This is a genomic window from Brevibacillus sp. (genome assembly GCF_003521185.1).
In the GTDB taxonomy this organism is placed as follows: domain Bacteria; phylum Bacillota; class Bacilli; order Brevibacillales; family Brevibacillaceae; genus Brevibacillus; species Brevibacillus parabrevis.
This window is the reverse complement of the sequence record NZ_DOTK01000007.1, coordinates 1-21,192: the sequence shown is the minus strand read 5'-3', so window position 1 is coordinate 21,192 and position 21,192 is coordinate 1. Positions and strand designations below refer to the sequence as shown.

Annotated in this window: 14 protein-coding genes; 13 read left to right on the top strand and 1 reads right to left on the bottom strand. The window is 55.7% G+C overall.

All coding sequences use genetic code 11. The features are described 5' to 3' along the window. Positions 1 to 78: 78 nt before the first annotated feature. The 9 genes from paaA to DEP07_RS01665 all read left to right on the top strand — a co-directional run bounded on the left by paaA (position 79) and on the right by DEP07_RS01665 (position 7,933). Positions 79 to 1,047 carry a 1,2-phenylacetyl-CoA epoxidase subunit PaaA gene (gene paaA / locus DEP07_RS01705; protein ID WP_122964328.1) on the top strand — a complete coding sequence of 323 codons (969 nt, stop codon included), beginning with the start codon at positions 79 to 81 and terminating at the stop codon, positions 1,045 to 1,047. Between the two features lie 10 nt (positions 1,048 to 1,057). Continuing rightward, entirely contained in the window at positions 1,058 to 1,405 is a 348-nt protein-coding gene (gene paaB / locus DEP07_RS01700) for a 1,2-phenylacetyl-CoA epoxidase subunit PaaB (protein ID WP_063230858.1), read from the top strand. 18 nt (positions 1,406 to 1,423) lie between these two features. Further along, positions 1,424 to 2,257, top strand: coding sequence for a 1,2-phenylacetyl-CoA epoxidase subunit PaaC (paaC, locus tag DEP07_RS01695; protein WP_173596658.1), 834 nt, complete (start codon positions 1,424 to 1,426; stop codon positions 2,255 to 2,257). A gap of 14 nt (positions 2,258 to 2,271) precedes the next feature. After that, positions 2,272 to 2,775 carry a 1,2-phenylacetyl-CoA epoxidase subunit PaaD gene (gene paaD / locus DEP07_RS01690; RefSeq protein ID WP_063230860.1) on the top strand — a complete coding sequence of 168 codons (504 nt, stop codon included), beginning with the start codon at positions 2,272 to 2,274 and terminating at the stop codon, positions 2,773 to 2,775. 23 nt (positions 2,776 to 2,798) lie between these two features. Then, the gene (locus DEP07_RS01685) at positions 2,799 to 4,241 is read left to right on the top strand and encodes an NAD-dependent succinate-semialdehyde dehydrogenase (RefSeq protein WP_122964330.1); all 1,443 of its coding nucleotides are present in this window, start codon (positions 2,799 to 2,801) and stop codon (positions 4,239 to 4,241) included. 208 nt (positions 4,242 to 4,449) lie between these two features. After that, positions 4,450 to 5,343, top strand: coding sequence for a cytochrome c oxidase assembly protein (locus DEP07_RS01680; protein WP_122964331.1), 894 nt, complete (start codon positions 4,450 to 4,452; stop codon positions 5,341 to 5,343). A 34-nt stretch (positions 5,344 to 5,377) separates the two neighbouring features. Next, the gene (locus tag DEP07_RS01675) at positions 5,378 to 5,836 is read left to right on the top strand and encodes a DUF420 domain-containing protein (protein ID WP_122964332.1); all 459 of its coding nucleotides are present in this window, start codon (positions 5,378 to 5,380) and stop codon (positions 5,834 to 5,836) included. Positions 5,837 to 5,946: 110 nt separating this feature from the next. Continuing rightward, on the top strand, positions 5,947 to 6,882 hold the full coding sequence (gene cyoE, locus DEP07_RS01670; RefSeq protein ID WP_122964333.1) for a heme o synthase: 936 nt from the start codon (positions 5,947 to 5,949) through the stop codon (positions 6,880 to 6,882). A gap of 136 nt (positions 6,883 to 7,018) precedes the next feature. Further along, positions 7,019 to 7,933 carry a COX15/CtaA family protein gene (locus tag DEP07_RS01665; protein ID WP_122964334.1) on the top strand — a complete coding sequence of 305 codons (915 nt, stop codon included), beginning with the start codon at positions 7,019 to 7,021 and terminating at the stop codon, positions 7,931 to 7,933. A 77-nt stretch (positions 7,934 to 8,010) separates the two neighbouring features. Here the strand turns inward: DEP07_RS01665 and DEP07_RS01660 are convergent, their stop codons facing one another. Beyond that, on the bottom strand, positions 8,011 to 8,742 hold the full coding sequence (locus DEP07_RS01660) for a hypothetical protein (RefSeq protein ID WP_281869685.1): 732 nt from the start codon (positions 8,740 to 8,742) through the stop codon (positions 8,011 to 8,013). A 169-nt stretch (positions 8,743 to 8,911) separates the two neighbouring features. On the opposite strand from DEP07_RS01660, the gene DEP07_RS01655 reads away from it, so the two are divergent. The 4 genes from DEP07_RS01655 to addA are packed head-to-tail and all read left to right on the top strand — an operon-like array spanning position 8,912 to position 21,094. Next, on the top strand, positions 8,912 to 10,153 hold the full coding sequence (locus DEP07_RS01655) for an exonuclease SbcCD subunit D (protein ID WP_173598547.1): 1,242 nt from the start codon (positions 8,912 to 8,914) through the stop codon (positions 10,151 to 10,153). After that, the gene (locus tag DEP07_RS01650; protein WP_287102016.1) at positions 10,150 to 13,800 is read left to right on the top strand and encodes an AAA family ATPase; all 3,651 of its coding nucleotides are present in this window, start codon (positions 10,150 to 10,152) and stop codon (positions 13,798 to 13,800) included. The genes DEP07_RS01655 and DEP07_RS01650 overlap by 4 nt, the downstream gene beginning before the upstream one ends. Positions 13,801 to 13,815: 15 nt before the next feature. Then, complete coding sequence (gene addB, locus DEP07_RS01645) at positions 13,816 to 17,313, top strand: helicase-exonuclease AddAB subunit AddB (RefSeq protein ID WP_287102015.1); 3,498 nt, start codon at positions 13,816 to 13,818, stop codon at positions 17,311 to 17,313. After that, on the top strand, positions 17,282 to 21,094 hold the full coding sequence (gene addA / locus DEP07_RS01640) for a helicase-exonuclease AddAB subunit AddA (protein ID WP_287102042.1): 3,813 nt from the start codon (positions 17,282 to 17,284) through the stop codon (positions 21,092 to 21,094). The genes addB and addA overlap by 32 nt, the downstream gene beginning before the upstream one ends. The last annotated feature ends 98 nt before the right edge of the window (positions 21,095 to 21,192 follow it).

Below are 21,192 nucleotides of genomic sequence, written 5' to 3'. Positions count from 1 at the left end.
CGTTATGTTATTATAACGTTATAAAAACGTAGTATGATTTTAACATAATGGACAACGGCTAATAAGGAGGTATTCTCCATGCAAACACAGATGGAACGTTCTGATCTGACCGAAAACGAAAAAATGGAAGCGTTTTTAGCGAAAATCGACCGCGGAGGAAAAATCGAAGCGGACGACTGGATGCCAGACGACTACCGCAACCAGCTGATCAAGCTGATTTCGATGCACGGCATCAGCGAAATCATGGGGGCTTTGCCGGAAAAGGAATGGGTACCCAAGGCACCGACGTTGCGCCGCAAGCTGGCGATCATGGCGAAGGTGCAGGATGAGATGGGACACGGGCAGCTTTTGCTGCGGGTAGCGGAAGATTTGCTGGCGCCGCTTGGCAAGACGCGCGAAGACTTGATGAATGACTTGTTTGCGAAAAGACTGAAATTTCACAATGTGTTCCACATGGAAGCGCCAACCTGGGCAGATGCAGGGGTAATCGGCTGGCTGGTGGACGGAGCGGCTATCATTACCCAGTCCATGTCGCTCGATACATCTTATGCGCCGTATGCGCGGGCGCTGCACCGGATTTGCGCCGAGGAGAAATTCCATGCGCAGCACGGCGAGAGCATCGTCCTGGAGCTGGCAGAGGGCACGGAGGAACAGCGCCAGATGCTGCAAGAAGCGATTACGCGCTGGTGGCCATCGCTTTTGATGTTCTTTGGGCCGCCTGAGAACGGTACGATTACGAGCAACCAATCCGCCAACATGCGTTACAAGATTCGCACGCAGACGAATGAGGAACTGCGGCAAGTGTTTTTGAAAAAGTATTTGCCACGCATTTTCCACCTCGGCTTCACTGTGCCGGATGAGACGATTCACTTCGATGAAGAAAAAGACCAATGGGTGTATCAGCAGCCGGATTGGGAACAGTTCAAGCAGATCGTCAAGGGGAACGGCCCGCGCTCTGCTCATCGTCTGAATCTTAGGGAAACATCGTACGAAGAAACAAAATGGGTGCGCGACGCAATCATGTCGTACGGCCGCCACGTAGGGTAGGTGAATGGATATGAACAAGGAAACAGAAGTCAGAGACGACTTTTTCATTTACGAAGTATTCAGTCAAAGAAGTGTCAGCTCATCATTTGTCCATCAGTTCAGCCTCTTGGCTCCAAACAAGGAAGTTGCGCTCGCGATGGCGAGAGAAAACTTCCTGCGCCGCGAGACTTGTTTTAACATCTGGGTGGTGAAGCGCGACGATATTTACGGCTTGTCGCCGGAAGAGCGTCCGTTTTTGGAGCGGCTCGACAACAAGAGCTACCGGGAGACGCGAGGCTATGGCGACTTGCAGGCGAGATGGCGCCATCACAGAGAACAGTACGAAGAAAAACAAAAGCATGCGGAAAGCGGCAGCTAAGCAGGAGGGGATACAATCATGGGCGACTTTTCACAAGTAGAAACAACAGAAGCGGCAAAACAAAACCCGGAATACGCGCAAGCCTTGACTGATTTGCTGTTTCAGCTTGCTGACGACGACTTCATTCTCGCCTATCGCGGTTCGGAATGGCTCGGGCTGGCTCCGCACATCGAGGAGGACGTCGCGTTTTCTTCGATGTCGCAGGACATGATGGGTCATGCCGTGATGTTTTACGAGATGCTGGAACAGCTCGGCGTAGGCAAGGCGGACGATCTCGCACAGCTTCGGGAAGCAGATGCGTTCCGCAATGCGATTTTGGTCGAGCGAAAAAACGGGGAAGGCGACTACAACACCGACCCTCACTATGACTGGGCGTATGCGATTGTCCGCAGCTATGTGTACGGACTGTACAAACAGGTTCGCCTGGAGTCTTTGCTCCAATCATCGTACACACCGCTGGCACTGGTCAGCCGCAAAATGATGACGGAGCATCGCTACCATCTGATGCACTGGCAAGTTTGGCTCACGCAGTTGGCCAACAGTACAGACGAAGCGCGGAAAAGACTGGAAGCTGCGATTGAGAAAGTATGGAAGGATGCAGGCGAGCTTTATCAGCTCGGTGCGAACGCCGACGCGATCGTCCGCTGTGGGCTGATTGCCGGCGAAGGCGAGTTGAAACAGAAGTGGCTCACATTGACTCAGGGCATTTTTGAAAAAGCGGGCCTCGTGTGGGCGGGTGAGCCGGGAGTGCCTGAGCAGCGCGGTCGTCACGGTCAGCATACGCCGGAGCTTGCACAAGCTTTGGCTACCTTGTCGGAAGTATATCGCATCGATCCGGCCGCGGGCTGGTAGAAAGGGTGATCTGCATGGCGCAAGAAGGAATGCATGTACATGACGGGCTGGAAGCGACATGCTGGGAACTGCTACAGCAAGTGACTGATCCGGAGATTCCGGTCATAAGCATGGTAGAGATGGGGATGATCCACAAGGTGCGGGTAGAGGACGATGTCGCGCATGTCGACGTGCTCCCTACTTTTGTCGGATGTCCTGCGCTGGAAATCATGAAAAAAAATATCGCAGCGAAGCTGGTAGAGGCGGACGGAATCAGCAAGGTGGAGGTTCAGTTTGTCTACGATCCCGCCTGGACGTCCGATCGCATCGTGCCAGAGGCGAGAGGGAAGCTAAAGAGCTTCGGCATTGCTCCTCCGCCAATCGATTTCAAACCGGGAGATACATGGGAAGTGTCCTGTCCTTACTGTGACTCCCCTTATACGCAAATTGACAACTTGTTTGGCCCTGCCGCATGCCGCAGCATTTTGTATTGCCGGCATTGCAAAAATCCGTTTGAGGCGCTAAAGCCAATTTATTGAAGAGAGTGAGAGGAGCGATAGTCATGGGAGAGTACAAGCAAATGTATATCAATGGAGAGTGGGTTTCTGCCGAGAGCGGCGAATCGATTCAAATCGTGAATCCGGCGACGGGCGAAGTCGTGGGAAGCGCTGCTTTTGGAGATTCCCGCGATGCCCAAAAAGCGATTGACGCTGCACATGAGGCTTTTGGAAGCTGGTCCCGTTTGACTGCTCGCGAGCGCTCCAAGTATTTGTACAACTTGTCCGAACTGGTCAAACAGAGCCGTGACGAGCTGGCAGGCATCATTTCTGCGGAAATGGGCAAACCGCTTGGCGAGGCAAAAGGCGAAGTGCTGGGTGCAGCGGACAACTTCGTCTGGTATGCGGAAGAAGCGAAGCGCGTTTACGGAGAGACGATCCCTTCGTCCGTGCCGAACAAGCGCATCATGGTGCTCCGTCAGCCTGTAGGTGTGGTCGGCGCGATTACACCGTGGAACTTCCCGGTGAACATGGTCGCACGCAAAATCGCTCCTGCACTGGCAGCCGGTTGCACAGTAGTCTTGAAGCCGGCGGAAGCGACGCCGCTGTCTGCCATTCGCTTGTTTGAACTGATCGAGAAGGCTGGTTTTCCAAAAGGGGTCGTCAACCTCGTCATCGGCAAGCCGGAATCGATCGGCCAAGAGTTTATCGAGAATCCCAAACTGAGCAAAATCGGCTTCACAGGTTCCACTCGCGTCGGCAAGCTGCTGATGGAAGGAGCGGCGAAGCAAGTGAAGCGCGTCAGCATGGAGCTGGGCGGCCACGCGCCATTCATCGTCTTCCCTGACGCCGATCTGGATGCGGCAGTAAAAGGACTGTTTGAGAGCAAGTTCCGCAACTCCGGCCAAATGTGCATTTGCACGAATCGCCTGTATGTTCACGAAGATGTAGCCGACGCCTTTACCGAGAAATTGGTCGAGCGTCTGAAACGGGCCAAAGTGGGAGACGGACGACTGAAGGAAACCGAAATCGGACCGTTGGTGAACGAGCGCGCGCTTTCCAAAGTGCTGGAGCACATTGAGGACGCGAAAGGAAAAGGCGGCCAAGTCGTATACGGCGGCAACCGTCTGACAGAAGGCGACTACGCAAATGGCTTCTATTGCGAGCCTACCGTTATCTCCGGTGTGACCGAAGAGATGAAAATCGCAAACGAAGAAACGTTTGGACCAGTTGTTCCGCTCGTTCGTTTCTCAGACGAAGCAGACGTCGTGCGCCAGGCAAACGATACGCGCTACGGTCTGGCTGCTTACGTGTACACGCGTGACAACCAGCGCTGCTTCCGGATGGCAGAGCAGCTGGAGTACGGCATCGTCGGCATCAACGACGGATCGCCGACCCAGACGCAAGCTCCGTTTGGCGGATTCAAGGAAAGCGGCATCGGACGCGAAGGTGGACGCTACGGTATGGATGAGTATTTGGAGACGAAATTCGTTTCTTTCGGAGTGTAGTCCAGACCGCGTTTTACAAGGGGACCAGAGGAGATCTGGTCTTCTTTTTTTTGCCAAAGCATTTGTCAACACTTTGTTCATTTTTCTTATCAAAGAAGCAGGCAATCAACGGTATAATGGAGATTGTATAGAGGGCACCCTTATTAGGTAGATTAGAATGTAAAAAAATTCAAATCGAGATAAAGCTCAGCTCGAAGGGAGGATATGAATGGGTCAGCATCAACACGAGCTGTCAGCGATGAACACGGGGGCATCCTTTTCAGATTTGTGGAGTCCCGACGTGATGCTCTTCACTCTTTTAATTGCCACGGTATATTTCCTGGTAACGGGTCCCATGCACAAGCGTTTTGAACATGCCACCACGGCGACAGCAAAGCAAAAGCTGCTGTTTGTCTTTGGCTTGCTGCTGTTTTACGCGGCACAAGGAAGCCCGATCAGCTATTATGGCCATCATTACTTGTTCAGCCTGCACATGCTGCAGCAGTCCATTTTGTATTTTGCCCTGCCTCCGATTGTGCTCTTGGCGATGCCGGAGTGGCTTTTGGAAAAAATCTTTCAGCCGCGGCCGCTCAAAGCGATTCTTCGCGCGGTTACTCACCCGCTGGTAGCGGCATTATTGTTCAACACGCTGTTTTCGTTCTACCATATACCGTTTATATTTGATGCAGCGGCTCTTAATCACGAGTGGATGACAGTCTACCATGTCGTCTTGATTTTCGCTGCTTTCGCTATGTGGTGGCCGATTGTCAGTCCATTGTCCGACAGCAAGAGACAGTTGGCGGGATTAAAAAAATTGACGTACATTTTTGCCAACGGGGTGCTGATTACCCCTGCCTGTGCGTTGATTATTTTCGCGTCCGATCCTTTGTATGCGACGTACATCTCGGCTCCGCAACTGTTCCCGAGCCTCGACACGTTCAGTGACCAGCGACTTGGTGGAATCATCATGAAACTGGTGCAGGAGCTTGTGTATGGTTCCGTGCTCGCCTACGTTTTCTACCACTGGTATAAGCAGGAGAAGCAGGAAGACCTGCCGATGGATGAGCAGCCCGCGGTTGCCCTGCTGAGAAAAACGCCGACGATGGATGAAGGCCGGGTATAAAAATATAGATAGATTATTTGAATGAGGTGTAGAAATGTCCATCTTGCTGCCTACGATAAGCACGTCGTTTATCGTCATCAGCGGTATTCTTGTCGCTTGTGGCTGGTATGCGGTCGCGAAGAAACAAATTGATAAGCACATGAAGATCATGAAGTGGGCCGCCATCTGTGCGACGATCTTCTTCATCACGTATGTATCCAGAACGGCTTTTGTCGGGAATACTCATTTCGGCGGGCCGGACAGCTTGAAGCCAATCTATCAGACGTTTCTCGTCTTTCACATCGTGCTGGCAACCGTAGGGGGAGTCATGGGGCTGATCACGCTCAGACACGCCTACAAGAACAACATTGCCGCCCACCGCAAAATCGGGCCGTGGACGTCGATCGTCTGGTTTGTGACCGCCATTACCGGAGCTACGGTGTACACGCTGCTGTATATCATCTATCCGGGCGGGGAAACGGCTGGCGTTCTGGATGTTATTTTTGGAAAGTAGCTTGGGCGCTTTTCAAGTTGACTAGCTTCTTTTGCTTTCGATACAATGGAAGTTAGTTCTTCATTCGGATATTCGCATGTTCAGATAGATTCAGACAGGAGGTACAAAACGTGGACCAGCAAGTGACAATGCAGGAATCGCTTAACAGCGAGACACCCCTGCACGCACAACCGGGAGAGCCGGCGACTTTTCGGGACTACGTAGAACTGACAAAGCCTGGGATTACCATGTCCAACCTGATGACTACCTTTGCTGCCCTATGGATGGCATCTTACGGTTTTCCAGACTGGAAACTAGCGATTTTCACCATGATTGGTACAGCTTTGGTGATCATGTCGGGTGCGACGTTAAACAACTACTACGACCGTGATTTGGACAAAAAAATGAAGCGTACCAAAGGGCGTGCTCTTGCAGCAGGGCGCATCGCGCCACGCACGGCCATCCTCTTGGGGATCGGCTTGCTGCTCGCAGGTCTTGCGGTGCTCGCCGTATTCGCCAATCCGCTGGCTGCTGTTTGGGGATTGATCGGTCATATTTTCTACGTGTTGATTTACACTCCGCTCAAACGCGTGACCACATTGAACACGGTCATTGGCGGGATTTCCGGTGCGGCTCCGCCTGTAATCGGCTGGGTTGCTGTAACGAACAGCATGGACCCGGCAGCGTGGCTGCTTTTCCTGATTTTGTTCCTGTGGCAGCCGCCGCACTTCCTTGCGCTGGCGATGCTGAAAACCGAGGAATACCGCGCAGGCAATCTGCCTATGCTGCCAGTTGTCAAAGGCTTCGCAGAAACGAAGCGGCAAATGGTTTTGTGGGGATCTGTCCTGTTCCCGGCTTCGTTGCTGCTCTTTATCCATGGAAGCGTTGGTTATGTTTACCTGGCTGTCATGGGCTTGATGGGAATCGTGTACATGGTGCTGCTGTTCCAAGGCTTCAAAGCCAAGGATGATCTGGCGTGGGCGCGCAAGCTTTTTGGCTACTCGATTCTGTATTTGACAGTCTTTTGCGCCGTCATTGTCATCAGCACAATGGTGTACCATTATTGACACGAAACACTCACCAAATGTTCACGGAACATCCCTTGCTTAGCAGGGGATGTTTCATTAATGTTAGAGAGGGCAACAGTTAAGAGGCTGCTTCACCGAGAGTCTCAAACATCACAAGAAATAGGGTGTATTCACTATGGAAAAATGGCTGAAACCTCTAGCCGTTCTTGCTACTCTCGTCATGTTTATCGTCATGATCGCCGGGTCGCTTGTGACCAAAACGGATTCGGGCCTGGGCTGTGGAAACGACTGGCCGCTCTGTAATGGGAAATGGGTTCCGGAGTATACCTTGGCTTCAATCATTGAATACATGCATCGGCTGATTACAGGCGTGGCAGGCATTGTGGTAATCGTTTTCTCCGTACTTTGCTGGCGTCATTACCGGGGCAATCAGGAAGTGCGCAATCTCGCCCTGTTCGGTTTGTTTTTTATCGTGCTGGAGTCCATTCTCGGCGCTTCCGCGGTGATCTGGCCGCAGTCGTCGTCCGTCCTGGCTCTGCACTTCGGATTTTCGCTTCTGGCCTTCACGGGCGTGTTCCTTTTGACCGGGTTCGTGTTGCAGCGCGACAAAATGGCGAGCATGGTGCAGGCAAAAGCCCCGAGAGGATTCCGCAACTGGATTTGGGCTGTGGCAGCCTACACGTACGGAGTGGTTTACCTGGGAGCGTACGTCAGACATACCGGCTCCAGCATGGCTTGTAGTGACTGGCCACTGTGCGAGGGGCAAATCATTCCCGAGCTGTCCGGGCAGATCGGCATTCAATTCGCACACAGGCTGGGGGCGCTGGTGCTGGCGATTGTGCTGTTGGCAACGATGATCTACGCTATCCGTCATTTCAAACAAACGCGTCGCGATCTGTACGGGGCGAGCATCCTCGCTTTTGTGCTGGTCATCGCTCAAGTGTTCAGCGGCGGCTTCGTCGTCTTGTTCCAGCTCCACCTCTACGCGACGCTGCTTCACTCGATGATCATCACGATTTTGTTTGGCGTCATTTGTTACATGTGCTTGCAGTCGCTCAAATCACCGCGTCCGGACAAGCTGAAACGATAAGCAGTAGGATGAAAAAAAGAGCCGCATTCCCTTTGATCGAACGGGAGTGCGGCTTTGTGCATCTGTGGCGAAAAGCGTCAGGGCGCGAGAGTGAATGCGCCGTTTTCAAAGCGGTATACTTGCAGCTTGGTTGACGATTTGCCAGAGAGCGGGCTGCCTGTATCCGGGTCAAGCTCCTGTTCCGTCGTCCAATAGTAGAGTGCAGGGTGCTGCTCGTCGTCAGTAAGCAGCTGGTAGTTGCCAAGCGTCTGGAAAAGTTGACCGCCTGGCACGGATGAGGTTTGCTTCAAAACACCGCTCCAGGCTTCGACCAGCTTGCCTTTTTCCATGTACCAGAGATGGGCTTCATAGGCAGATATTCCGGTTCCGCCTGTATGGTCAATCGTTTCAAACAAGCGTTTTCCCGCCACTTCCGCAGAGTCGTCTGAAGCATGCGGATCAAGCTGCGGGTGGTTGCGTTCGCTGGAAAAATCCCACCGTTCCAGTTGCAGGTGCGGGACGTTCCACGGTTTTTCCGCGACGAGCGAATAGGTGCGATCCGCTTTTTGATCGAGGATGTAAAACGTTCCGAGGTGTACCGTAGAATTTTGTTTGGCGACGATCTCCCAATCCGCGTCATCGTCCAGATTCGCCAGTTGAAAATCAAAATTTGGCAAGGCGACAAGATTTTTTGCGCTCGCATTGATCCAGCCGATGACCTGCTCCGGGTTGGGAGTGGCGGGTTTGGCAGATTGGGGAGTAGCAGCGTGTACAAAGTTAGGCAAAACAAGTGCGACCAAGGCGAAAAACAACAGGCGGCGCGTCCACAAAATAAGCGTGCTCCTTTCTTTCATGTACCAGGGAATAGGTGATTCTAGTAAAAAGACGTCGAGAACGCGCAAAAGTAACCGGGAAGTACCGTAAATTTCAATCACGAACAGCGCTGTCTTTTGTTACAATGAAAAGCAAACACATGATCGTGAGGAAAGGATGGAAGTCATGCGCATTTTACATACGGCAGACTGGCATTTCGGCCGCCAGCTCGAAGGCCGGGACCGACGCGTGGAGCAGACGGCGTTTGTGGACGAGCTTTGCCGGATTGCGGAGGAACGCGAAGTCGATTTGGTACTGGTGGCAGGCGATGTGTACGATTCGGTTAACCCTCCGGCATGGGCAGAGGAGCTGTTTTACGAAGCGCTGGAACGGTTGTCCGCGGAAGGGCGGAGAGGTGTCATTGTGATTGCGGGCAATCACGATCAGCCGGAACGGGTCAGGGCAGCAGCACCGCTCGCTACGAAGCAAGGGATTGTCTTGCTCGGCTTGCCGAAGGAAGCGCCGTTGATCGCCCAGGAAGTGTCGGCGGATCGCGTGCAGATCGTTCAGGGCGGGCCTTCCTGGCTGGAGTTGAAGGTGCCTGGCTGCGAGCACCATGCCGTAGTGCTTGCGCTGCCTTATCCATCAGAGTCGCGCTTGAAGGAGCTGCTCAGCGAGAGCTTTACCCAGGAGCAGATGCAGCTCGCCTTTTCCGAGCGGATTGCCCAGCTGTTTGCGGATTTGTCCGTGCATTTTCGCGAAGATACGGTGAATCTCGTCACCAGTCACTTGTTTGTCATGGGCGGCATGGAGACAGATTCGGAACGGCCGATTCAAATAGGCGGCGCCTTGACGGTGTCGCCGCAGGCGTTCCCGAAAAACGCCGATTACGTGGCGCTCGGTCACCTGCATCGGCTGCAAAAGCTCAGTGACAAGCCGCTCGTTCGCTACAGTGGCTCGCCGCTTTCCTACAGCTTTTCCGAAGCGGGACAGAGCAAGGCGGTCGTACTGGTCGAGGTGCAGCCGGGGCAGTCGGTGCAAGAAGAGATCATTTACTTGACGAGCGGTCGACCGTTGGCTCGCTGGAAGGCGACGGAAGGAATCGCCCAGGTCGAGCGCTGGCTGGCAGAAGGGCGGGATGCAGGCTCTTGGATTGATCTGGAGCTGCATGTTTCGGATGTCATCGACCCTGCTGAGTTCCAGCGTGTGCGCAAGCTATCGGATGACTTTTTGAAAATCCAGCGGGTCGTCGTACGCGAGCAGCGCGAGGAAGAAGAGGCGCAACGGGTGGAGTTGACCGAGCTGACAGCGGATCAGCTGTTCCGGCGATTTTATGAGCGCAAGCGGGGAGCGGCCCCGGACGATCGGCTTGTTGCCTTGTTTCAGCGTTTGCTCCAAGAAACCGGAGGAGAGGAGGAAGAAGCGTGAGACCGATACGATTGAAGCTGGCGGGAATGCACAGCTATCGAGAGATGCAGGAGGTTGACTTCGAAATTTTGTGCCAGGCGGGATTGTTTGGGATTTTCGGGCCGACGGGAAGCGGAAAATCGACGATCCTCGATGCGATTACACTGGCGCTTTACGGTCAGGTCGTTCGTCTGGGCGGAGGCAATCATCCGAAAGAAGTGCTGAACCAGTTGGAGCAGCGCGTCTTCGTTTCTTTTACTTTCGAGCTGGGCACAGGGGATGAGCGCAAGCGATATACGATCGAGCGGGAATTTGGCCTGGATAAAAAGGGAAACAAGCGACAGCCGGAAGTGCGGCTGATTCAGTCAGGGGCTTTGACCGGAGAGCCGGACGTTGTGCTGGAGTCGAAGGCGACGGCTGCCACTGCGGCGGTGGAGGACTTGATTGGCTTGACACTGCAAGACTTTACCCGTGCCGTTGTGTTGCCGCAGGGGCAATTTTCGCGATTCCTGACATTGAAAGGCAGCGAGCGCAATGAAATGCTGCAACGGATGTTCCGGCTGCATATATACGGGGAAAAGCTGAGCGAACGGGTGCGGCACGCCCTGGATCAGGTAAAAGAGCAGATGCATCAGCTACAGCTTGCGACAGCGGCTTTGGGTGATGTGGGGCCAGAGGCTTTGGAGCAGGCGAGACAAACTTTCGCAGAGGCAGCCAGCATCGAGCGGGAATTTACGGAGCAAAAGCAGGAGCTGACGGGCAAGCTCAAGGAGCTGGAACAGCTTCACCAGTGGCAGGCAGAGCTTGCGGGCGTGCAGCAGCAGTTGCAACAGCAGACGGCAAAGGAAGCGGAAATGGCTGCTTTGACTTCGCGAATGGGCGAGTGGGAGGCGAGCATCCGCTTGTGGCCGCTGGTGCAGCAATACGAGCGGCTCGACCAGGAGTGGGTCAGGACCGGGCAGGCATTGGAACAAAGCCGCGGACAACAGGAAGCGGCGCGGCTTGCTCTGGAAGAGGCAGAAGTTCAGTATGCTCAGGCTCAGGCGGATCTGGCTGTTCAGGAACCGCAGTTGATCGAGCAAAAAGGCAGACTGGTGCAAGCTCAGGAATGGGAAGCCGAGCTAAAAGCGATTCGCGAGGAACAGACCGCTTTGGAGCGGGAGTGGCAGGAAGTCTCGCGTGGCCTTTTGCAAACAGAACAGCAGCTACAGCAAGACGAAGCAGCCTTGGAGAACTGGCAGCAGGAGTGGAACAGGCTGGAGGAAGCGAGCCAAAAGGCCATGGTTGCTCCGGAGTGGCGAGATCGGATCACGCAGGCGAGAGAAGCGAAACAGCAGTGGGAACGGGAGCAAGCGAAGCTGCGTGAGCAAGAAACAGAGCAGAAGACGCTTGTGCAGCGTTTGCAGGTGTTGACCGAAAAGGCCGCTGCGGATAAGCGCGACTGGGAGCAGGCAGAGAGCCACCTGGCAGCGCACAAGGAGCAGATGGCGAAAGCAGCGGACAAGCCGGTCATGAGCGATGCAGAGTGGGAGCAGTCCCGCAATGTGCTGGGCGAAATGAAGCAGATCGGCCGCCAATGGCGGGAAGGTTTGCAGGCTGTGGAAGGCTGGCAGGAAAAGCGGCAAAAGATCGAGCAAGAGCACATACAGGTGCAAAAGCGCTGCCAAGAGTTGGCGCTGGCCGCTCAATCAAGCGAGGCGATTGTTCTTGCGCGCCAGACCGAGCGGGAGGAGCTTAGGCAGGCGTGGGAGCAGTGGCAGCAGGAAAACATGGCGCGCTATTTGCGAGAGCGTCTGGAACAGGGCAAAGAATGTCCAGTGTGTGGCTCTGTGCACCATTCGCTGGATCATCAGGACCAATTGGCGGACGGTGAAGCCAAAGTCGCTGGCGATGAGCTGCGTACACGCATCAAAGCCGCAGAGGAAGCAGGGAAGGCTGCCGAACAGAAAGCAGCCGGAGACAAAGAAGCGTGGGTCGTTGCCAAAGGGGCGTTGGCAGCCGTCGAGGAGCGGCTTGCCGCGATACAGGCAGAGCACAAAGAGCTGGCGGCGCGGCTAACTGCCATCAAGGCGGAGTGTTACGGGCATGGACAGCCTTGGGCAGTCGACACTTTTGAAGAGCTGATCAGTGTGTACCAGCGCGAGGAAAAAGCGTTGGCAGCCAAGCATGCCGAACGGGAACAGGCAAAAGCCGAGCGGGAGCAGCAGCAAAAGCAGCTGGAAGTGCTCCGCGAGGCAGAGGCCGACAAGAAGCGGCAAATGGAAAAAAGCGCGCTGTTGCTCGAACAGGCGCAGCAGTCAGCAGCGGAAATACAAGCCCGCCTTGCTGTGGTGCAGCAAGCTGCCAACCAGGCATGGCAAGCGCTGAATGAGGTGCGCCAAGACGTTCCTGTTGAGGACATTGACCAGCAGTATGAGGAAATCGGCCGTCTGGATCGGCTGCTGGCACAGCTGCAGCGCACGCGTGCCGAGCAGGAAGCGCTGAAGAGCCAGCTTTTGACACAGGTGGAGACAGCCAAGACGCGCAGAGCCGACTGGAAAAACCGTGAAGCTGCTCTCGGAGAACGCCTGGCAGACAGGAAGCGCATGTGGGAGCAAAAGCACGCCCAGTGGCTGGAGCGGACAGGCGGCACTCCCGCGAGTGAAGGGCTGGCTCGGACAGAGCAGGCGCTGTCGCTTTTGCGTCAAGCGTTGGCACAGGCAGAAGACAAGCGAAAAACGGCTGCCGAGGCAAGACAATTGGTTCAAAACGATTTGGTCAAGCATTCCGAGGCGCTGGCTGTCTTGACGAGACAGCGGTCAGAGGCGCACGAGGCTTTGTATCAAGGGTTGCAGGAGACGGGCTTCGCCAACGTGGAACGGGTACAAGAAAGGTACGCAGAGCGCGGGCAATTGCCCCAAGCAAGGGAGCAGGTCGAAGCGTATACGCGTGCTTTGACACAGCTGCGTTACGAGGAAGACAGGCTGCTGCAAGCCATTGCAGGGCGCACGGTCAGCACGGAAGAACTGCTCGCTGCCAAAGAGGCGTGGGGCACATGGGAGCAGTCTTTTGCCGAGGCGCAAAAGCAAGTCGCCGTAGCGAAAGAGCACGTCGATCGCATGGAAAAAAACCATAGCAAGTGGCAGGAGCTGCACCAGCAAATTGTCGAGCAGCAAGATGAGCAAAGCCGTCTGGAAGAACTGAAAAAGCTGTTTGAAGCCAAGGCGTTTGTCCAGTTCATTGCCGAGGAAAAGCTGGTGACGATTGCGAGAGATGCTTCCTACCATCTGAAGCGGATGACGGCCAATCGCTACGGATTGGAAATCGGCGACGAGGGAGAGTTTGTCCTGCGCGACGAGGGCGCAGGCGGTATGCGCCGTCCAGTCAGCACCTTGTCTGGCGGAGAAACGTTCCTGACCTCGCTGTCGCTGGCGTTAGCCTTGTCGATGGAGATTCAGATGCGCGGCGGCAGACTGGAATTTTTCTTTTTGGACGAAGGTTTTGGAACGCTCGATCCCGAGCTGCTGGAGGTCGTCATGGATGCGCTTGAGCGGCTGCGCATGGACGATTTTACGATTGGCGTCATCAGTCACGTTCCGGAAATACGTGTGCGCATGCCGCGCCGTCTGGTAGTGACTCCGGCAGAGCCGATGGGCAAAGGCAGCAAGCTGCTGCTGGAAATGGAGTAGGGAAGGGGAAAAAACATGGCAGTCCAATTCATACTGGGACGGGCAGGAACGGGCAAGACAGAAGCGATTCGTCAGCAGATGCAACAGCGACTGCGTGAACAGCCGCTGGGTACGCCGATGATTTTGCTTGTGCCGGAACAGGCCAGCTTTCAGGAAGAATACGCCCTCGCCACCTTGCCCGGGCTGAGTGGCGTGATTGGCTCGCAAGTATTGAGCTTCGGACGGCTGGCTCATCGGCTGCTACAAGAACTAGGGGATTTAACGACGGTAGCGGTTGACGATCTCGGAAAGCACATGGTGCTGCGCATGCTTTTGGAGCGGCATAAAGAGGAGCTGCAAGTATTCGGGCGGTCTGCGATGCAGCCGGGCTTCGCCTCCCAGCTCGGTCGTCTGATCAGCGAGTGCAAGTCGTATGGCGTTTCTTTTACCCAATCGGAAAATGTGGATTGGGGGGGAGCGAACCTCAATCAAAAAATAAGCGACTTGCGGCTGATCATGAACGCCTATGAAGGATACATGGCAGAGGGCTACTGCGATGCGGACGATATTTTGAACCGGGTAGCGGTCATGGTGCCTGACTCCGCGTACATCCGACAAGCGGAAATTTTTATCGACGGCTTCACCGGCTTTACCAACCAGGAGCTGAGAGTCATCGAGCAACTGATGCTGCATGCCAGACAGGTGACGATTGCCCTGACGTTGGACCCGGACGAACGGGATGCTTCTGTCGATGAGCTTGGATTGTTCCATCCGACGTTGCGCACGTATCAGGCGCTGTCGCTTATGGCGCGAGAAGCGGGCGTTTCCATCGCCAAACCGCTGCTTTTGAACGAGACAAGGCGCTTTGTGACCAGTCCGTGGCTGCGCCAGCTTGAGCAGGCTTATTTCCAATGGGGAGCGGCGTCGCCTGTCGGTGAGGCTGGGCGCACGGATGAGGTAGCTCTGCTCTCTGCCGTGAACAGGCGGGCCGAAGTGGAAGCCGTCGCGCTGAAAATTGTCGCGCTTGCCAGGGAAGAAGGATACCGCTGGAGAGATATGGCGATCTTGCTGCGGGAAATCGGCACGTATGCCGATGAAATCTCGGCTGTATTTACCGACTACGGCATCCCGCACTTTTTGGACAAGAAGCGTACAGTGATGAATCATCCGTTGGTGGAGCTTGTGCGGTCGGCTTTGGAGGTCGTCACAACGAAATGGCGGTATGACGCGGTTTTTCGCTGTTTGAAAACAGACTTGCTCGTAACGGACATTACGGACGAACGCACGGCTCGCAAGGAAATCGACCGATTGGAAAACTATGTGCTGGCACACGGCGTATTCGGCTACCAATGGGCGGAGGAGTCTGCGTGGCGTTTTCGCGGACAAGCCGGGGCTGCGGAAGATGCGCAGGCTGATGAGCTGAGGCGCAAGTACGCTGCTCCGCTGCTTGCCTTTGAACGGGAGCTGAAGCAGGCCACGGGCAAAAGCGTTCGGGACATGACGCTCGCCCTGTACAACTTGCTGATCGCTCTCGATGTGCCAAACAAGCTGGAATATTGGCAGCGAAAAGCTGAAAAAGAGGGCGATCTCGATGCGGCGCAGGTGCATGGTCAGGTGTGGACCGGGCTTGTCGAGCTGATGGATCAAGTCGTAGAGGTCATGGGCGACGAAAGCATGGATTTGGCTACTTATGCGCGTGTCCTCGACAGCGGACTGGAGTCGATTGAGCTTGGACTTGTACCGCCCGCGCTGGATCAAGTGCTGGTCGGGGCCATGGAGCGTTCCCGCCAGCCTGACGTCAAGGCGCTGTTTATTCTCGGAGTGAATGAAGGGATTATTCCTTTGCGCCCGAAAGAAGAAGGCATTTTAGATGAGGCTGAGCGCGAGCGGCTGGCAGAAATGGGACAATCGCTTGCGCCAAGTGCCAAGCAAAAGCTGATGGCAGAGCCGTATCTTTTGTACCAGGCGATGACGCGGCCGTCCGAGCGGCTGACGATGAGCTGTGCCCTGGCCGATGAAGAGGGCAAGGCATTATTGCCGTCCGCGGTGTTCTCGCGCATCAGGGAAGTGCTGCCGGGTTTGTCGCACGAAGTGTTTTACAACGAGCCGACTGGCGAAGCGGATACAGACGCCTTTTTGCTTGGGCAGCCGAGAAGGGTGTTTCGCCACCTGCTTACCCTTTTGCGCTCGATGAAAAAGACGGGCGAGCTGCCTGTCTTCTGGTGGGAAGTGTACGACTGGTACCTTCGTTCCTCGACAGAGGAGCTGCGGGAAAAATGGCTGCTGGGCGGCTTGCGCTACCGCAATCTCCCGGAAGAGCTGGACAGGCAGACGAGCGCGACTTTGTACGGAAAGCAGTTGAAAATGAGCGTGTCGCGTCTGGAACGCTTTCAGGCGTGTCCGTTTTCCCACTTTTCCTCGCACGGCTTGCGGCTGTCCGAACGGACGATGTACAAGCTGGAGCGGTTCGATGTAGGGGAATTGTTCCACGCCTCGCTCAAACGCGCCGTGGAAAAAATGAATCAGGAAAATCTGGAGTGGAGCAGGCTGACGGAAGACCACAGCATGCAACTGGCCAGCGAAGTCGTGTCTGAGCTGGTGCCGCAGACGAGAAGCAGCATCCTCACCCGGACAGCTCGCTATCGCTATTTGTCCGGCAAGCTGATGCGAGCGGTTGGCCGCGCCATTTACGTGCTGGGAGAGCATGCGAAGCGCAGCCGTTTTGCTCCGGTAGGGCTGGAAGTTTCCTTCGGGCCGGGTTCGGATTTGCCAGGCTTGGTGCTGACGCTTGATAACGGCGTGGAGTTGCAGTTGATCGGACGCATCGACCGTGTGGACCAGTCGCTGGACAGTGAGGTTCCGTATTTGCGCGTCATCGACTACAAATCAAGTCCCAAGCAGCTATCGCTTTCAGACGTGTGGAACGGGCTGAACTTGCAACTGCTCGTCTACCTGGATGTCGTCGTGGAAAACGCAGAGGCATGGCTGGGCAAAAAGGCGGAGATGGGCGGCGTCTTCTACTACCAGGTGGCGGACCCGTTTGTGACAGCCAAGCGGTTGCTGACAGCCGACGAAGCAGCCAAGGAGCGGGCCAAGCGTTTGCGCATGAAAGGGCTGATGCTGGCTGATCCGGAGCTGGCCAGGATGATGGACGGATATGTCGAGCAAGGCCCGTCCGAGTTGGTTCCTTTTGAACTGAAAAAAGACGGAACGCTTTCTTCGCGTTCTTCTGTGGCGACAGCCGAGCAATTCCAGGCATTGACGACATACGTGCGCGATACGGTGAAGCAAATCAGCACGCGGATGACGGACGGGGAAATACAAATCCAGCCTTATTTCAACGGGACGATGACGGCGTGCGATTACTGTTCGTACAAGCCTGTGTGCCAGTTTGACGGGGAGACGGGCGGCAATGAGCACAGGCAGCTGTCCAAATGGAACAACAAACAAATCTGGAGCATGCTGGCCGAACAGCAGCTGACAGGAGAGGGGGATGCCACGGATGGCGGAGCAAGCGATGCAGGCCAAGCCTGAGCAGTGGACGGACGAACAATGGCAAGCGATCATTCAGCGCGGGAGCAATCTGCTCGTCGCGGCGGCGGCAGGCTCGGGGAAGACGTCCGTGCTGGTCGAGCGGATTATCCGGCGCATCATGGATGAGCACGACCCTGTCGGCGTCGACCAGCTTTTGGTTGTGACTTTTACCAATGCCGCGGCGGCCGAGATGCGTCACCGGATTGGCGACGCGCTGCAAAAGGCGCTCAAGGAGCAGCCGCATTCCGCGCATTTGCGCAGACAACTGGCGCTCTTGCAGCGGGCCACGATTACGACGCTGCACTCCTTTTGCCTTGGCATTCTGCGGCAGTATTACTATTTGCTTGAGCTTGACCCGGATTTTCGCATCGCCGACCAGATGGAAGGCGAGCTGCTCCGGCAAGACGTTCTGGAGGAACAGCTGGAGAGCTGGTATGAAACCGACCCGGATTTTCACGCGCTGGCAGATATCATGCTGGACGGGCAGGACGATCAGTCACTGGCTGTGCTGCTGTTGCGATTGTACGAGTTTTCCCGCAGCCATCCTTCCCCCGAGCAATGGCTTGCCGAGGCAGCCGCTATGTTTGACATCCCGCCAGGAAAAGGGCTAGACGGGCTAGTCTGGGCCAACAGCGTGCTGCAATCTGTGCAGCTGCAACTCGTCGGCATGGCGGGGAAAATGAGCAGGGCGCAGGAACTGGCGGCGTCGCCAGAAGGTCCGGCGGCGTACTTGCCGCTTTTGCAGGCGGAGGCTCAGGCGCTAAGAGAAGCTGCGGCTTCGTGCAAGCAAGGCTGGGAAGCAGCGAGCCAGGCTGTTTGCGGGGTGACGTTTGCCAAGCTGCCACCCGTGAAGGGAACGGACCCGGATACGAAGGATCAGGTTCAGGGGCTGCGCAACGGCGTGAAAAAGGAGCTTTCCGAGCTGATCGAGCAGTATTTTTCGATGACAGCCGAGCAGTATGCTGCCGATTTGCAGCGGATTGCTCCGCACATGAAGACGCTGGCGCGACTCGTTACCGAGTTTTCCGACGCTTTCCAACTGGAAAAGCGCTCGCGCGGCTTGGTGGACTTCGGCGATCTGGAGCATCTTGCCTTGAGCATTTTGATGACGACCGATGACGCTGGCGAGCTTGTTGCTTCTTCCATATCCGAGCAGCTGCGCGATCAGTTCGCGGAAGTGCTCGTCGACGAATATCAGGATATCAATCTCGTGCAGGAAACGATCTTGCGCATGGTTTCGCGCGACGGAACAAACGAGTCTGTGGCAAACCGCTTTATGGTAGGAGATGTCAAGCAGAGCATTTACCGCTTTCGCTTGGCTGAGCCGAAGCTGTTTCTGGAAAAGTATTTGACTTACCGTCAAGCAGGCGAAGCCGATCCGGGACGACGAATCGATCTGGCAGCCAACTTCCGGAGCCGACGCGAGGTTGTCGATGCGGTCAACTTTTTGTTTCGGCAAATCATGTCTCCGGGCGTCGGGGAGATTGACTACGATCAGTCAGCCGAGCTGATCAACCGCGCATCGTATCCCGAAGCGGAGCCAGGCAGGCTGCAGGCGGAAGTGCATCTGATCAATCGCAGCACGGCCGAGCCAGAGCAGGGACAGGCGTGGTCGGCAGAGGTGAGCGATGAGGGCGAGACGGCAGGCGTTCCCGATACAGCTGGTGAGACGGTGGAAGAAGCGAGCGTCGCCCAACTGGAGGCGCGGCTGATCGCCAGCCGCATTCGCCGCTGGATGGAACCGGGAGAGGGAGAGTCTCCCCTGCTTGTCTTTGATAAAAAAGCAGGCGGAATGCGTCCGCTTGCGTACCGGGATATCGTCATCCTGCTGCGTGCGACCTCTGGCTGGGGGCAGACGATGCAGGATGAGTTGCACGCTGCGGGGATTCCTGTCTACGCCGAACAGACGGCAGGGTATTTCGCTGCGACAGAAGTAGAGACGATGCTGTCGCTTCTGCGCGTGATTGACAATCCTTTGCAGGACATTCCGCTCGCGGCCGTTTTGCGTTCGCCGATTGTCGGTCTGCGCGAGGAACAGCTTGCGCACATCCGCATCGAGTATCCAACGGGGCCGTTTCACCTGGCTGTCATTCAGTATGCAGAGGAGCGGGCGGCGCAAGAAGCGTGGGAAAAACGGCTGCGCCACTTTTTCTACAAGCTGGAAGGCTGGCGGACGCATGCCCGCAGAGGGGCGCTGTCCGAGCTGTTGTCCGTCTTGTATCGCGAGACAGGCTACCTCGACTATGTGGCAGCGCTGGAAAACGGGCAGCAGCGGCAGGCCAATTTGCGCGCGCTTTACGATCGGGCACGCCAGTACGAAGCGGGCTCTTATCGCGGCTTGTTCCGCTTTTTGCGCTTCGTGGACAGGCTTCAGGAAGCAGGCAATGACATGGGCGAGGCGCGCACGATCGGAGAAAACGAGGATGTCGTGCGGATCATGACGATCCATAAGAGCAAAGGGCTGGAGTTCCCTGTCGTGTTCGTGGCAGGCATGGGCAAGCAGTTCAACACGATGGATTTGAAAAGCGCCTTTTTGCTGCACAAGGACTTGGGCTTTGGCCCGATGGCCGTAGAGCCGTCCATGCAGCTTCGCTACCCGAGCATCGCGGCATTGGGTATTCGCCAGCAACTGCGCCGGGATATGCTCGCGGAAGAAATGCGCGTGCTGTACGTCGCTTTGACGCGCGCCCGCGAAAAGCTGATTCTCGTCGGCTCGGCGAAAGACTTGGCCAAAAGCGTGACGGATTGGGGCAGGCAAGGCGACGGGGAGCGGCTCAGCGATGAAGATTTGATCCAGGCCAAAGGATATTTTGACTGGGTCGGCCGTGCCTTGCTGCGGCATCCGTCAGCGGGAGACTTGCGCGCTTATCCGCAGACGCAAGGAGCAGGAGAAGCAGTACGGGTCAGAACGATTATCGACGACTCAGACTGGTCTTTTCATTTTTACCAGGCAGACGAGCTAAAGGCACAACAGGAAGCTGCCAGCGACGACATGAATTTGTGGGAGCGAGTGACGAGACGGGAAGCAATCGCGGAGCGGCCTCGCGACGAAGCGTTGCGAGAGTTGGTACAGTCCAGGCTCGGCTGGTCTGACCCGCACCCGATCACTCCCGGAGTAGCAGCCAAGTGGAGCGTCAGCGAGCTTACGCGAATGGCCAAGGTCACGAAAAATGGTCAGCCGTTCGCCTTGCCTTCCATTACGGAAAAGCCGAAGTTTTTGGCTGAACAAAAGTCGAATCGTTTGACGGCGGCTGAAAAAGGGACGATCACGCACCTGGTCTTCCAGCATCTTGACTTGCAGCGAGCGCTGGATGAGGCGGATATTCGCGAGCAAGTCGCGGAGCTGGCGGCGCGCCGCTTTTTGACGGAGGAGCAGGTACAGGCGGTAGACGTTGCCCAGATTGCCCGATTTTTTGCCGATCCGCTTGGACAGCGCATGAAAGCGGCCAAGGCTGTCCACCGCGAGCTGCCATTTACCTTGGCGCTTCCAGCCCATGAGGTAGAGCCACAGCTTGCCGAAGCTGCTGCCGAGAGAATCATCGTCCAAGGGGTGATCGACTGTCTGTTGGAGGAAGAGGACGGCGGTCTTGTTTTGATCGACTTCAAGACAGACTGGATGGCGAAGGAAGCTTCAGCGAACGCGATGGAAGAAATGAAACGAAGATACAATGGGCAAATCAGTCTCTACATTCGGGCGATCAAACAAATTATCAACCCTTCCCGGGAAGTGGAAAGCCATCTGTATTTGCTGTCAGGAGGCTACTCGATCCGTTTTACTTAGCCGCAGGATGAAGGACCAGAGGCTCAAAGGCTCAGAGGTTCAAAGGAAAAGCACCGTTTTCAGTCGAAAGCGGTGCTTTTTTGGTGCGCCACGCATGG

Bases quoted from the DNA above. Each gene is read 5' to 3' on its own strand.
- paaA (WP_122964328.1), top strand. From the start codon at position 79: ATGCAAACACAGATGGAACGTTCTGATCTGACCGAAAACGAAAAAATG.
- paaB (WP_063230858.1), top strand. From the start codon at position 1,058: ATGAACAAGGAAACAGAAGTCAGAGACGACTTTTTCATTTACGAAGTA.
- paaC (WP_173596658.1), top strand. From the start codon at position 1,424: ATGGGCGACTTTTCACAAGTAGAAACAACAGAAGCGGCAAAACAAAAC.
- paaD (WP_063230860.1), top strand. From the start codon at position 2,272: ATGGCGCAAGAAGGAATGCATGTACATGACGGGCTGGAAGCGACATGC.
- DEP07_RS01685 (WP_122964330.1), top strand. From the start codon at position 2,799: ATGGGAGAGTACAAGCAAATGTATATCAATGGAGAGTGGGTTTCTGCC.
- DEP07_RS01680 (WP_122964331.1), top strand. From the start codon at position 4,450: ATGGGTCAGCATCAACACGAGCTGTCAGCGATGAACACGGGGGCATCC.
- DEP07_RS01675 (WP_122964332.1), top strand. From the start codon at position 5,378: ATGTCCATCTTGCTGCCTACGATAAGCACGTCGTTTATCGTCATCAGC.
- DEP07_RS01665 (WP_122964334.1), top strand. From the start codon at position 7,019: ATGGAAAAATGGCTGAAACCTCTAGCCGTTCTTGCTACTCTCGTCATG.
- DEP07_RS01655 (WP_173598547.1), top strand. From the start codon at position 8,912: ATGCGCATTTTACATACGGCAGACTGGCATTTCGGCCGCCAGCTCGAA.
- addB (WP_287102015.1), top strand. From the start codon at position 13,816: ATGGCAGTCCAATTCATACTGGGACGGGCAGGAACGGGCAAGACAGAA.
- addA (WP_287102042.1), top strand. From the start codon at position 17,282: ATGGCGGAGCAAGCGATGCAGGCCAAGCCTGAGCAGTGGACGGACGAA.